The organism is Phenylobacterium sp. CCH9-H3 (assembly GCF_001557235.1).
GTDB lineage: Bacteria > Pseudomonadota > Alphaproteobacteria > Caulobacterales > Caulobacteraceae > Phenylobacterium.
Genome location: NZ_LSJI01000295.1, coordinates 1 through 13253, shown reverse-complemented (window position 1 = coordinate 13253; position 13253 = coordinate 1). Strand labels below are relative to the sequence as shown.

Annotated in this window: 9 protein-coding genes; 6 read left to right on the top strand and 3 right to left on the bottom strand. The window is 67.2% G+C overall.

Annotated elements, in window-relative coordinates:
• Nucleotides 1–64: 64 nt before the first annotated feature.
• Both AX721_RS25845 and AX721_RS25840 read right to left on the bottom strand, forming a co-directional pair.
• The gene (locus AX721_RS25845) at nt 65–2113 is read right to left on the bottom strand and encodes a chromosome partitioning protein ParB (RefSeq protein ID WP_068878832.1); all 2049 of its coding nucleotides are present in this window, start codon (nt 2111–2113) and stop codon (nt 65–67) included.
• A 5-nt stretch (nt 2114–2118) separates the two neighbouring features.
• Nucleotides 2119–3096 (bottom strand): toprim domain-containing protein, encoded by a 978-nt coding sequence (locus tag AX721_RS25840; protein WP_082769894.1) that lies wholly within the window; start codon nt 3094–3096, stop codon nt 2119–2121.
• A 193-nt stretch (nt 3097–3289) separates the two neighbouring features.
• Here AX721_RS25840 and AX721_RS25835 point away from each other — a divergent pair, with 193 nt between their 5' ends.
• Nucleotides 3290–3514: a hypothetical protein gene (locus tag AX721_RS25835; protein WP_068878831.1), complete on the top strand. Its 225-nt coding sequence runs from the start codon at nt 3290–3292 to the stop codon at nt 3512–3514.
• Nucleotides 3515–3524: 10 nt separating this feature from the next.
• Here the strand turns inward: AX721_RS25835 and AX721_RS28655 are convergent, their stop codons facing one another.
• A complete protein-coding gene (locus AX721_RS28655; RefSeq protein ID WP_255355358.1) occupies nt 3525–3650 on the bottom strand; it encodes a hypothetical protein in 126 nt (41 codons plus the stop codon).
• 636 nt (nt 3651–4286) lie between these two features.
• Here AX721_RS28655 and AX721_RS25830 point away from each other — a divergent pair.
• The 5 genes from AX721_RS25830 (at nt 4287) to AX721_RS25805 (ending at nt 12944) form a co-directional block, all read left to right on the top strand.
• On the top strand, nt 4287–4583 hold the full coding sequence (locus tag AX721_RS25830; protein ID WP_068878848.1) for a hypothetical protein: 297 nt from the start codon (nt 4287–4289) through the stop codon (nt 4581–4583).
• 66 nt (nt 4584–4649) lie between these two features.
• Nucleotides 4650–6614, top strand: coding sequence for an ATP-dependent endonuclease (locus AX721_RS25825; RefSeq protein WP_068878830.1), 1965 nt, complete (start codon nt 4650–4652; stop codon nt 6612–6614).
• Nucleotides 6615–6973: 359 nt separating this feature from the next.
• Nucleotides 6974–8218, top strand: coding sequence for a DNA repair exonuclease (locus tag AX721_RS25815; protein ID WP_068878828.1), 1245 nt, complete (start codon nt 6974–6976; stop codon nt 8216–8218).
• Complete coding sequence (locus AX721_RS25810; protein ID WP_068878827.1) at nt 8215–11694, top strand: YhaN family protein; 3480 nt, start codon at nt 8215–8217, stop codon at nt 11692–11694. The genes AX721_RS25815 and AX721_RS25810 overlap by 4 nt, the downstream gene beginning before the upstream one ends.
• Nucleotides 11695–11915: 221 nt before the next feature.
• A complete protein-coding gene (locus AX721_RS25805; RefSeq protein ID WP_068878826.1) occupies nt 11916–12944 on the top strand; it encodes an IS110 family transposase in 1029 nt (342 codons plus the stop codon).
• Nucleotides 12945–13253: the final 309 nt, after the last annotated feature.

Below are 13253 nucleotides of genomic sequence, written 5' to 3'. Positions count from 1 at the left end.
CGCGCCGGCTCCTCGGCGCGGGGACCCCCGACGTTCGCGACGGGCACGCCCGCCGGACGGTCGGTCAGGCCGCCAGCGGCGGCGCGGTGTCGGCTTGCCCCTCCGACGTATCCGTCGAGGGTTCGGCCGTCCCATCCGCCGTCGCCTCGCCGGCCTCGTCCGAAGCCTCGCCCTCGGCGTCGTCGGGCGTCGTGCGGTCCCAGGAGAGGATCGCGGGCGCCCATTGCCGTTCGGCGGCCGCCTCGGCGACGAAGGCCACCAGGTCGTCCTTCTTCAGGGACTTGGCGCGATCGTCTTCGACCTGCATCTCGTCGAGCAGCGCGAGGAGCTGCTTCTTCGAGTGCACGGCGAGGAAGCGCTCGTCCGGCGTCCAATGGGCGGCGATGTCGGCCCCGCAGAGCGCGGCGATCTCGGCGGCCTCGGCCCGGGCGGCGTCGCGGAGCGACGTCGTGCGGCTTTCCCGCAGGTCCAGGCTGATGGCGGTGAGCTCGGCCAGCAGCGCCATCTTCTCGCCGTGCGGCAGGGTCTCGACCCAGGGGATGGGCCGCAGGCCGGAGGCCCTGTAGGCGCTGCGCCGCGCGTCCAGGCGGGTGCGCACCTCGCCGTCGAGGGCCGCGACCGGGGCCGTTCCGGCCCGCCCGTAGCGCGTCGCGGAGATCTGCAGCGCCGAGGTCCCAGCACTGCACGCCGCGTGCAGCGCAAGCTGCTTGAACAGCTGCGCCACCAGGACGGTCAGGGCGACGGACGGGTCGTCCGCCAGGTCGCGGATCAGGCCGCGGGTCGCGACATCGGTCCGGGTCTCGTGCAGGACGTGGCTGGAGCCCGCGATCTCAACGTCAGCCTTCGGGACCTCCACGTCGGCGCTCGACCGGCCATAGCCGCCGACGGCCGCCTCCGGCTCGTCGTCGTCCTCCTCTTCGATGTCGTCGGGCAGCGCCTCAACCGGCAAGGGAACCGAAAAGAAGGTGGCTGCGACGCCGAATTCGCCGGCGCCGGGGGTGATCAACACCGCGCCGATCCGGCTGCGGGTCAGCGGCGCACTGGCCTGGGCCGCCAGGGCGTCGATCAGGCGACAAAGCGCCGCCGGGGTCTCATCCGCCGCCAGATCGAGACCCTGCAGCTCGGCGGCGATCTCGCCGACCCGGTCGCGGGCGTCGGCCAGGGCGGTGCGCTGCGCCTCGGCGAGGTCGCGCTCGTAGACATAGCCCAGGCGAGAGAACCCCTCCGGCGCGGCGTATCCACCCTCGCGACCGAGGAACACATCGAGCCCCCGGGCCTGCAGGTGATCGACGATCGGCTGCACGCGCTCGCGCCAGGCGGCCTGCAGGATGTCGGGGTCTAGGAGGGCGTCCGGCAGCTCTCCGAACAGGTCCGAGGAAATCCGTCCGCCGGCCGCGATGTAGCGTTCACGGCCGACCAGGACGAACCGCTCGTCGTCGATGGTGGCGCGGCCATTCTCGACCACGGCGCGCAGCTGGTAGTCGTGGAAGTAGCCGTCGAGCGCGGTCTGGGCGATCTCCTTCTGCTGCGCCTTGTCCGGCAGCCGCGCGAACAGGCGGACCTGCTTCAGGGTCAGCTTGCCTTGGCGCAGCGCCTTCAGGACCATCGGATCGACGGCGGCCAGGGCTTCGAGCCGTTTGATCTCCAGCTCGGCGTAGCCCAGGGACTTGGCGATGGCGGCGGTGTCCATCTTGGCCTTCCGAAGCCGGCCGATGGCGACGATGACGTCGGCGATATGGACCGGCGCGTGCTCGGTGTTGGGCAGCAGGATCGCTGCGGCCTGCTGCGCCTTGGTCTCGGCCAGCAGGCACTCGATCTCATAGTCGTCGGTGATGTCGCCGCGGTCGCGCAGCAGCAGGAGGCCCATGCGCCGGCGGCGGCCGTCGAGGGCCATGTGCGGCTGCTCGCCCTTGCGGCCCGGCCGGACGATGGGCGGGATCACCACGCCGGCGGCCAACAGGGTGTCGGCAAGCTGGGGGACGTCCTCGTCCGCGGGCTCGGCATAGCGAAGGTTCTCCTTCGCCAGGCCGAGATCGCCCAGGCGCACGACAATGCGCTTCATCGGGACGGGGCCGGCGGCCGGCTCGGGGACGGGGGAAGCAACTTCGGTCATCGAGATCAGGCTCCTGCGCCGGGGCGAGGGTCATCCTGCCCCCGGGCGCGCCCCACCCGTCCCTTGCTCCTCCTCCCCGCCCGCTCGGCGTCGCGCGCCGCCATCCGCCAGTCGTTCCAGTCGCCGAACGGGGGCGGCGGACACCGAATCTCCGCCTCGACGCCGAGCCCCGCCAGCACCCGCCGCAGGGTCGCGGCCGAGGCCTCGCCATCGGCGCCCCGGTCGGCGGCGATCAGCACGCGGCGCACCCCCGGCGGCGGCGTCCATCGGCGCAGATTGCGCGTGGACAGCAGCGCCCATCCGGGGAGGTCGAAATGCGCCATGGCCGACAGGGTGGTGAAGACGCCTTCGCCCACCAGGAGCGTGGCCTCGGCCGGCGCGAGCCGCACGGCGCTGCCGGGCGGCAGCACCCCTATCGCCTTGCGCGGCGTCCGGACGACGGTGCACCGGGCCCCTGCCGTCGTGAGATAGGTGAGTTCGACCGCCGTCAGGCCGTCGTCCGCCGATCGCACGGCGCAGACCAGGGCCGGGCGGGTGAAGCGGCTGCCGCCATAGACCGACACGGGCGCCGCGGCATGGCTGCGCAAGGCCCAGGGGCGGCCCAAGGCTTCGGGCGCGCAGCGGGCCAGGCAGTACCGGCCAGCGGGTCCGGCGGCGTGGAGCTCACCGCTCCTGAGCCAGAGCGCCTCGGCGAACGCCCGTCGCTCCAATCGCCCCGGCGTCGGCGAGGCCGCGATGCCGTCGGCGGACCGCCCGGCAGCGATGAGGAAACCGGAGGCGTCGATGAGGCCGCGGGCCAGGAGGTCGGCGCGGACCTCCTGCCAGGACGCGGCGCCAAAGCAATGGATGACCAGCCGTCCGTCCGCCACGAGCAGGGAGACCGAGCGATCGGCCAGGCTGTGGCCAGGGGCCGGGATATTGGCGCGGCGCCCGCGCGCATAGACGTCGCCGCCCACCGCCTTGGCGATGGCGTAGAGGGTCATGGGTGATCTCCGTGTTTGCGAGCGGCTCCGGGAGCGGGTGCGGCCTGCGCCCCCCGCGACCCGGCCCGTCAACTCACAGAGCCATTTCTCCCGCCCCTGTCGTAGGTCATCCGGGCCTCCCCGCCCCAGGACGTCGCCCGGTCGGGTGCGGCTCAGGCTTGTCGTTTCGCGACCGGCGTTTCATGAAGGCCCAATGGCGACTTCGCTCGATCAGGCGCTGCTCTATTTTGTCGAACTTCGGCTGCGGGTTCGCGCCGCGCCCGAGGCGCGCGCAATTGTGGACCGCTGCCTGCAACTCCTGACCGCGGCGCGCACCGCCGATGCCGAGACGATGGCGCGGTTGGAGGCGGAGGTGGAGGTCCTGCGCCAGGACCTCCTGCGGCGTCTCGGCCCCGCAAAGACCCTGAAAGTCCACTAGGACGGCCGCGTCAGAGCGGCGCCACGACCTGCACCGCCAGCACCGGCCGGTTCGGCCGGTGCTGGCGGTGGGTCCGCAGCTCGCCGATCACGGCGATCAGATGCTCGGTCGCGAGCGCCACCAGGCGGTTGAACACCGATACCGTGCCGATACCGTGGGGTCGATCTCGGCCGTCAGCAGCGTGGGTCGATAGGCTGCGGGGGGCATGTCCTTGCCTCGATGGTTCGCTCTCAAGGATGGGGTTCGTCCGGAAGTGGTCCCGATCAATTGTGCAGCAGCCTGCTGCACAAGTTCGAGCCGGATAGGCCACGACAAAACGGTGAATTCAGGGTCCGGTGGCGGACACCCCACCCCAACCCAGACTTCGGCCCGCGTCACCTGCCGGCCGTGCTTAGCCTTTGGACCGGATTTGACTCAAGGGCGAAGTTCAGAAGGTCCGCTGGTCGGCACCATGCTTAGCGCCAACGACCGAGGCGCAGGCCTGACTCTTAGCTGCCATTTGGAAGTTCGGCTTTGCGGCTGCACGCCAAGCTTCGCCTTTGCGTCTCAGCAGCCGACTCCTTGCTGACCAGGAGTTCCACTTCTCTCCATAAAGGCTCTGCCATCAAAGCTACCAGCAGCGGTTCGAAGAACTGGCAAGGTCCCGCGCGAGGATAGGGCTGGGGCTCCACCACGGCTGTAACATCGGCCAAGCTTTAGTCCCCCGCGTGATGCTCGGTCGTGCGGCTTATAGGTGATCGCTGGTGACGAGCGCGTTGGTGGAGGAATGCAGATGTGGGTGGAGACCGCATGCGACGCGCTGCGTCGTGGCCTAGTGCTAGAGCTGCGCTACGACGGCTTCAGTCGTTGTGTCGAAGTGCATGCCGTTGGGTATTCAAAGGCTGGCAATCCGGTGATGCGCGCTTGGCAGATAAGCGGCGGCAGCACGAGTGGGGAGCGCGTAGGCTGGAAGCTCATGCGCCTGGACGAGGCGCAGGGGGCCTTCGTATCGTCTAACGCTTCGGAGGCGCCGCGGCCCGGCTACAAACGCGGCGACGCGGCGATGATCCGGATCGTTTGCGAACTTTAGACCGCACACTTGCTCCGGCGGAGCAGTCGCGCAATGTTCCACCCCAGGTAGACCTCGGGGGGGGAAATGCGCATCCAGCGCGTCGAGGTCCGGAATTTCCGGGCCCTTCGGAATTCGGATTTCAACCTGGGCGGCGCAACGGCTCTGCTGGGGGAGAACAACTCCGGCAAGTCCGCCTTTCTGCTGGCGCTCGACCTGTTCTTCTCGAGTAGCCCGCGCGTCGGTCCCAAGGACTTCTCCGACGAGAACGTTGGCGCGCCGATCGACATTACCGTGCACTTCGCAGAGCTCACTCCGGGGGAGTTAGAGGAGTTCGGCGGCAACCTGCTGAATGGCCGGCTCGTGGTGACCCGCCGGTTCTACGCGGACAATCCCGCCGAAAGCGGCAAGTTCTTCGTCTCGGCCTTGGTGAACCCCGACTTCACCGCCATCCGAAACGAGAGCGGCAAGACCGACAAGCGGAAGCTCTACGCGGAGCTTCGGGAGGCTTATGGCAACCCGCCCGAACTCTTGAAGGAGAAGAGCGCGGACGAGATCGACGGTTTCCTGGAGGCCTGGGAAGCTGCTCACCCTGAGAGCCTGGAGCTGCACAAGGTCGCGGCCTTCAAGGGGTGGACCAATGTCGCCGCAGGGAAGCTTAAACAGAAGACCAGTTTCGTGCTCATCCGCGCGGTCCAAGATGCGGCCGAAGACATCCAGGGCAACAAGGCGTCGCCCGTGCGCACCCTGCTGGACACTATCGCGCGCCAGACAATCGAGAACAGCGCGGCCTTCAAGGCATTCCTGGACGAGGCCAATCAGAAGATCTCCGACATCACCAACCCCGCTAACGTCCCGGTGCTGGCGGAGATCAGCCAAGGCATGACCCGCATCCTGTCGGACTACTACAAGGACTCCGAGATCATCACCACTTGGCAGCCGGTCACCCAGCTTCAGCCCAGCTTTCCGACGGCTGCCATTTCGGTAAAGGACAACGACTTCATCACCGGGCTGGAAGGAGTGGGCCACGGGCTCCAGCGGGCCGTCATCCTCACCGTGCTGCAGTACATGGCCGCCCACACCGCCAAGGAGCAGGCCGGCCAGCAGCAGTTCGATACGCCGCAGAGCGACCTGATCCTCGCCATCGAGGAGCCTGAAATCTACCAGCACCCCACGAAGCAGCGGCTCTTCGGCAAAATCCTCAGGCGGCTCGCCGAAGGCTTCAATGCGGAGACCGGCATCCGCGTGCAGACCATCTTTGTGACCCACTCGCCCTTGTTGGTCTCGCTACCAGCCTGCGAGGCGATCCGCATGGTCCGACGGGTGAAGGAGGGTGAGGCGCGAAACGTTCGGGTCAGCGAGACGAGCCTGGAGGCGTGCTCATTGGCTTCGGCCCAAGCCGCCGGGCGGCCGGCAGAGGAGGCCTGGTCGGCGGCAAGGTACGCCGCCAAGCTGCACACCTTTGACACCCAAATCGCGGAGGGCTTCTTCTCGCGCTGCGTAGTCCTAGTGGAGGGGGTCGGCGACCAGTCCGTCCTGGAAGCTTGGTACCGGTTGAAAGGCCGCGACCCGCACGCGGAGGGGATCGTGATCGCCCAAGTGAGCGGCAAGAACAACATCGAGCGGCCGGTGGTAATCTTTTCGGCCCTAGCCATTCCCTGCTTCTGGCTGTTCGACAACGACCGGAGTGACAATACCAAGGACGAGAAGGAGCGCATCGCCACGAACAGCGTCCTGCAGCGCCTGGCCGGCGTCGCCGACGATCAATGCGCCGAGTGGCCCGAGGGCTGTTTCGAGCGGTTCGCCTGCTGGGACGCCAACCTGGAAGCTTACGTTCGTTTCCGCGCCGGCGACGAGCTCTTCCAAAAGCTGAAGGGCGAGCTGGCCCAGCAGTTCGATATCGAGGGCAAGTCGTGCCTCAAGTTCCCGGCCTCCGCGGCGGCGCTCCTCGAGCGGTTGAACACCGAGGGCGTGCAGTTCCCGGAGCTCGATCAGGTCTTGGCGGCCGTTGACGCCCTCATATCCGGCGCTCCCGCCGCCGGCGGCGCCTAGGCAGCCGCGCCATCAGTCGTCCTTTGGTGACATGAGAAGTCCCAAACCGAACTTTCTCCCCAGCATCACTGCTGGTCTGGTCGGATGGCTGAGCCGTCGTGGAGGACGATTACGTATGCGGTGCAAGGGCATGCGTCCGTTTCTGACGCAGGGACGCGAGAGGGTCTCCATCATCACGGAGGCCATTATGACGTCGACCATCGAAACCAAAACCCAAGTCGATCATGTGCTCTCGGCCACGGCGATGCTCTACCTCGCTCGGGCCGCGTCGCGGCGTCGCCGGCCAATCTTGCCTATCGCTCTCGCGAGTAGCCTGCCGCCTCCGCTGTCCCTAATCTGATCCTGCTCGGGGGATCTCAATGGACTTCAAGTTCCTGCACGCTGCGGACCTGCACCTCGACAGCCCTTTGCGAGGGCTTGCTCAGTACGATGGTGTCCCAGCCGAAACGGTCCGCACCGCAACGCGCGCCGCGCTCGACAACCTGGTGACCTGCGCCATTGAAGAACAGGTCGCCTTCGTGGTCATCGCCGGGGATCTGTACGACGGAGATTGGGAGGCGTTCGCCACCGGGCTCTACTTCTGCAGCGCTATGCGGCGCCTGAACGATGCTGGGATCGACGTCTTTCTGCTTTACGGGAACCACGACGCGGAGTCGCACCTAACCCGGCAGTTGCCGTTGCCGCCGAACGTGAAGGTCTTCGGATCCAAGCAGGCCGAAACGTTCAAGCATGCTGCGACCGGCGCGGTGCTGCATGGGCAGAGCTACAAGTCTCGCGATCCAGGCGGCAATCTCGCGGCCGCCTACCCCGCGCCGGAAGGGGGCGCCTTCAATATCGGTGTGCTGCACACAGCGCTGCTTGGGGCCAAGGGCCACCAGCCCTACGCCCCCTGCCATCCGGATGAGCTGGCGGCCAAGGGCTACCACTATTGGGCGCTCGGCCACGTCCACACCTTCGAGAAGGTGCGAGCCGATCCCGCGATCGTCTTTCCGGGGAATCTTCAGGGTCGGAACATTCGTGAGACCGGGCCTAAAGGCGCCGCGCTCGTCCAGGTGACGGGCGGGCAGGTGAAGACCATTGAGCACCGGGCGCTGGACGTAGTCCGTTGGGCACTGGTCGAGGTGGACGTCAGCGCTGCCGATGATCCTTCGGAGATCCACAACCGCGTTCGTTCGGCGCTCGGGGAGACGCTGGTCCGCGAGGCCGACGGCCGGCCGGTCATGTGCAGGGTGCGCCTGACCGGTGAGACCGTGCTGCACGGAGCGCTATTCCACGAACGGGCCGCGTGGAGAGAGGCGGTGCGCGCGATCGCGACAGCGCTATCGGACGAGATTTGGCTGGAGAAGCTCGAGCTCGCCGTCCGCGGGCCGACCGCTTCAGGCGAGATCGCCGACGACTTCGACGTACTGCTCGACACCGTAACGACCGATCCCGCGCTGCAGAAGCTCTTGGCGGAAGACCTGGCCGACTTCCTCAGCAAGACGCCTATGGACTTGGACGGCGAACTCGAGCTGCTGCGCGAGCTTCGGCTGGGTTCGACGGGCCCCATTCTCCAGGAAGCGGCCGCGTCATTGCGGGCGCGCCTGACCGCGGGTGAAGCATGAGATTCGCCGAACTGCGCTTGCTGCGCTACGGGCACTTCGAGGACTGCAACCTCGTATTCCCGCGCGGCGATTGCGATCTGCACATCGTCCTTGGCCCCAACGAGGCCGGCAAGAGCACTACGCTCGCTGCGGTCAGCGATCTCCTGTTCGGCTTCGGCGCCCGCACGCGCTTCGCGTTCAAATTCAAGCAGCCGCTCCTGCGTGTCGGCGCGGTTCTGGAAGACGATGGCGCAAGCGCGGAGATCGTCCGTCGCAAGGGCACTGGTGACACCCTGAGCGGAGCGGACGAGCATCCGCTCAGCGAACGAGTGCTGGCCCCGCTTCTTGCTGGCCAGACCCGGGAGAGCTTCCGGCGCATGTTCGGCCTGGACCACGCCCAGCTGCGGCTCGGCGGCGAGCAGATCGTCAAGGCCGAGGACGACATCGGGGCCGCCATCTTCTCCGCCGGGTCGGGCCTGACGCAGGTCTCCAGGGTCTGCGAAGCCATCGAAGAGGAGGCCAAGGCCATCTGGGCCAGTCGCGCAGGGGAGTCGCGCCGGTACAACGCCGCCGCGGCGGCCTACCAGACAGCTAGGTCGATATTGAAGGCTTCTGAGGTCCGACCCTCCGCGTGGCTGAGCGCCCGTAGGGAGCTAGAAGGGGCGGAGGCGGCATTGGCGAAGCTGCGCCAGGACCACGCCCGGCTCACACAGGATCAACGCGGCGTCCAGCGATGCCAGTTGGTTCTCCCCGCCGCTACCCGTCGCGCTCTGGCTCAGAGCCGGCTGACCGAACTCCAGCACGCGCCGATCCTCTCCGAAGAGAGGGCGGCTGCCTGCGAAGCTGCGCTCGCTGATCGCGAGCGTGCACAGCTGTTGATCGCTGGCGCAAAGGCAGAAATCGAGCGGCTTGAGAAGGAGCTTGAGCGCGCACAGCCTAATCCTGCCCTGCTGGAGCTGGCTGACGAGATCGCCACCCTCGCGGAGGCCAAGGGGCAGGTCGACCAAGGTCGCGGACAGATGCCAGAGCTGGAGGCGCGGCGCGCCCAACTTCGGTTAGCTGCCAGCGATCTCGCGCGCGAGCTCGGCTGGGCTCACGACGACGTCACCCAGTTTCGGGCGAAGATGCCGTCGCGCGCGGCGCTGCTTGCTTTGCGTGAGCTTCTGGATCGCCGCATCAGCATAGACGAGCAGGCGAAGGGCGCGCGCGAGGCTACTCGTATGGCTGCGGCCCTGGAGGCTCGCCTCCGGGAGAGCGTCGCCGGTCTCCCGAACCAACCAGACGTTCGGCAGATCCACGAGCTGGTTCGAGAAATCCGCGGCGCCGGCCTGCACAGGGCGCTGGACCAAGCCGCGCGCACCGCCAGCGAGCTCGAGGCAGAACTGGCCGCGCGAATGCGCGACCTCGCGCCTTGGTCTGGCGATGTCAAAGCGCTCCAGAGTCTGAAGCTGCCGCAAGACGCCGACGTGGATCATGCGTTGCAAGCGTTGCGAGGAGCGAGCGAGCGAGCGTCGACGGAGGCAGACGCCGTGCGTCGGAGCGCCGAGCGTCTCTCTTCCCTGTTGCTCGACCGAAGGCATGCTGTCCTCGCTCATCCCACTCCCACCCGACAAATGTTGGAAGAGGCGCGCCAGCAGCGCGACGGCGCCTGGACTGAGCTGAAGCGCCAACTTGGGGGCGAGGCCGTGGTCGAAGATGTGCCGCACGCAAGCGCGCGGTTCGAGGAGTTGGTCGCGGTGGGAGACCGTCTGGCCGACCAACGCTTTGCGGCCGCCGAGCACGCCGGCGGCCTCGCCGCCCTTGAGCGGGAGATTGAAAAGGCGGAGCTCGAACTCGGGCAGGCTGAAGCACGGCGCGACAGGGCAGAGAAGGATTTGGCCGACGTCCGTGAAGCCTTCCAGCTTTTGGTGCGGCCGCTAGGCGTCGAGCTTTCGCCGGAGGGCTTGCTGGAGTGGCGCGATCTTTACCGAAGCGCACTCGAAGCGACGGACGCCGTCGCTGTGGCGAAATCAGAACTTGAGCGCGCGCAATTGGCTCATGCCGAGGCGGGGCGGGCCATCCTGCTTGCGCTTGGACGCAAATTGCAGCCGGACGAGCCTGTGGTTCTGTCTGCGCTTCTCGCCGAAACCGAGTCCACACTCGAAGCGGCTCAACAAGCCGCGGCTGAGGAGCAATCGCTTCGGGGTCAGCTCAAGTCCGCTCAGGAGGCTTTGGAGGCCGGGCGACTGCAGCTTGCCGCCGTCGAGGAAGCCGAGGCCGGTTGGTCGTCCGACTGGGCAAACTCGCTCGCTGCCGCTGGCCTGGAGCAGGCGTCGCCGACCGTGATCCGCAGCCATCTGGAGACAATCGAGCATCTGCAGATCAAGCTTGAGGAGATCGTTGGGGTCGACGATCAGCTCGCCCTGATCGAACGGGGGTGGGCAAGCTTCGAGCGCCGAGTGTTGGATGCGGCGTCTCAGGCCTGCCTTGGAGGATCCGAGGTCTTGGAGTTGTACCGCAAGCTCCATACTGCCGCCGACGAGGCGAGAACGCAGGCTGAGGTCAGCATCCGTCTGCACGCCTCGCATGAAGAGGCCTGCAGTCGCTTGAATCTTGCTCAGAATGCCCTGTCCGAGGCATTGATCGCGCTGGCGCCCCTCGGAAAAGACGCCGCCGAAACTCACGCGGACGAACTTCGGGAGACGCTAGCGCAGGTGCGCGAGGCGAGCCGCTTGGCTGAACAAATCCGCGCGGCTGAAGACGAAATCCTCAAGGCTGGCGAGGGCCGCTCGCTTGAGGCGCTGCTCGAGGAGATCGCTGGCACCGATCCGGACAAACTCGTGCAAGCGTCAGCGGAGATCAATGGCGCGCTCGAGAAGCTCGTTGAGCAGATAGAAGCGCAGAGCCAGGTCAAGAAATCCGCTCAAATCGCCTTCGACGCACTCGATGACAGTCCCCAGGCTGCGATCGCCGCGGCGCAGATGGCAGAGGCGCGGAGCGAGATGGCGCACCAGGCGGAGCTCTATATCCGCAAGCGCGCTGAGGCTCGCCTGTTGCGCACAGCTATCGAGCGGTACCGGCAAGAAAAACAAGGCCCTCTTCTTGCGCGCGCCTCCTCCCTATTCTCCACCCTTACACTCGGCCGCTTCTCACGCTTGCTCGTCGACTACGAAGGCGACAAGCCGACGCTCGCCGGACTGCGCGAGGAGGGGCAAGAGGTTGTTCCGGTAGACGGCATGAGCGAGGGCACAGTCGACCAGCTCTACCTCGCGCTACGGGTGGCCGCGGTGGAAGATGCCGTTCGCAGCGGGGCGCGCCTGCCGTTCCTCGCCGACGACCTCTTCATCAACTTCGACGACAGGCGCGCCGCCGCCGGCTTCAAGGTTCTCGCTGAGTTGGCCCGCACGACGCAGGTGTTGTTCTTCACGCACCATGACCACTTAGCGGACGTCGCGAATAGAGCCCTATCGCCGGCCAAGGTCGCGGTGTGCGGACTGGCCCAAAGCGCCGCCGCGTGACAACGAGCGATCTGTCTGCCGTTGGCGGGCGGAGGTCGTCTTAGATGCGTGGGCCAGAGGCTGTTTCCACTCATAGCGGAACGCTGAGTTGTACCTGAGGAGCGTTGGCCAAACGGCCTCAATGTCTGCTTCTGAGCCGGACGCCAATGTCCGCTCATGATGCCGTGGACGGCTCCCCATCCCCCGCCGCACCGTGAGGTCGGCAGAGATGGAGGAGCGCCATGGAAGAGGTCGTCACGGTGGGCTTGGATATCGCCAAGTCAGTGTTCCAGGTCCACGGCGTCGATGCTGAGGGCCGGGTCGTCGTGCAGCGGAAACTTTCGCGGGCGAAGCTGCTCCCGTTCTTCGAGAAGCTGCCGCCTTGTCTTATCGGGATCGAAGCCTGCGCCACGGCGCACCACTGGGGTCGCCGGCTGACCGAGCTCGGCCACGAGGTGAAGCTGATGCCGCCCTCGTACGTGAAGCCGTACCTGAAGCGGCAGAAGAACGATGCCGCTGACGCGGAGGCGATCTGCGAGGCGGTGACCAGGCCGAGCATGCGCTTTGTCGAGGTCAAGAGCCCAGCGCAGCAGAGCGAGCTGGTAATCCACCGCACGCGGATGACCCTGATGCGCCATCGGATCGAGCTCTCCAACACGATCCGGGCGCACATGGCCGAGTTCGGGCTGGCGGCGCCGATCGGCCGGATGGGCTTGCAGGGTCTGATCGAGATCGTGCGAGACGAAGCTGATGAGCGCGTGCCAGCGAGCGCGCGGATCTGCCTGAAGCTGTTGGCCGACCAGCTCGTCCTGGTGAACCGCCAGGCGCTCGAGACCGACCGGCTGATCCTTGCCAGCGCCCGGGCCACAGAGGTCGGCCGGCGGCTGATGGCCGTGCCCGGCGTCGGGCCGGTGCTGGCCAGCGCCATCGTCGCCAGCGTGCCGGATCCCCACGCCTTCAAGACCGGCCGCAACCTCGCAGCCTGGATCGGCTTGGTGCCGAAGCAGAACTCCAGCGGCGGCAAGGCGCGGCTGGGCGGGATCACCAAGCAGGGCAACCGATACCTGCGCCAGCTGCTGGTCATCGGCGCGCTGGCGGTGATCCGCTACGCCGAGCGACACGGGACCCGGCGGCCCTGGCTCGTGCAGCTGATGGCGCGGCGGACCACGAAGATCGCGGCGGTGGCGCTGGCCAACAAGACCGCCCGGATGATCTGGGCGATCATGACCAGCGGCCAAGCGTATCGGGAGCCGATGCCGCGGGCCGCGTAGGGATCAGGCGCCGCTGCGCCGGACAAGTTTGGGAAGGGCGACGAAGGAGTGATGTGAACCGGTCGAACCGGGAAGCGGGAGAACCCAATGCGCCAGAGGGCCTTCAAGCCCGTGCTTTTGGTCGGGACCCAGCTTCGCGGAGGGCATCATGGCCAGCGGACCTAAGCGCCGCACCAACAGGTCGAAGACATGGCCGCACCGACCAGCCTCACTGAATTCCCAGATCAACCTTGCCAACGGGGAGCCGTCCAGACTGCGAATTCCACGCGATCGCGGGCACGAATTCCACGGCAAGGTGGGCGCGGATTC

Bases quoted from the DNA above. Each gene is read 5' to 3' on its own strand.
- AX721_RS25845 (WP_068878832.1), bottom strand. From the start codon at position 2,113: ATGACCGAAGTTGCTTCCCCCGTCCCCGAGCCGGCCGCCGGCCCCGTC.
- AX721_RS25840 (WP_082769894.1), bottom strand. From the start codon at position 3,096: ATGACCCTCTACGCCATCGCCAAGGCGGTGGGCGGCGACGTCTATGCG.
- AX721_RS25835 (WP_068878831.1), top strand. From the start codon at position 3,290: ATGGCGACTTCGCTCGATCAGGCGCTGCTCTATTTTGTCGAACTTCGG.
- AX721_RS25830 (WP_068878848.1), top strand. From the start codon at position 4,287: ATGTGGGTGGAGACCGCATGCGACGCGCTGCGTCGTGGCCTAGTGCTA.
- AX721_RS25825 (WP_068878830.1), top strand. From the start codon at position 4,650: ATGCGCATCCAGCGCGTCGAGGTCCGGAATTTCCGGGCCCTTCGGAAT.
- AX721_RS25815 (WP_068878828.1), top strand. From the start codon at position 6,974: ATGGACTTCAAGTTCCTGCACGCTGCGGACCTGCACCTCGACAGCCCT.
- AX721_RS25810 (WP_068878827.1), top strand. From the start codon at position 8,215: ATGAGATTCGCCGAACTGCGCTTGCTGCGCTACGGGCACTTCGAGGAC.
- AX721_RS25805 (WP_068878826.1), top strand. From the start codon at position 11,916: ATGGAAGAGGTCGTCACGGTGGGCTTGGATATCGCCAAGTCAGTGTTC.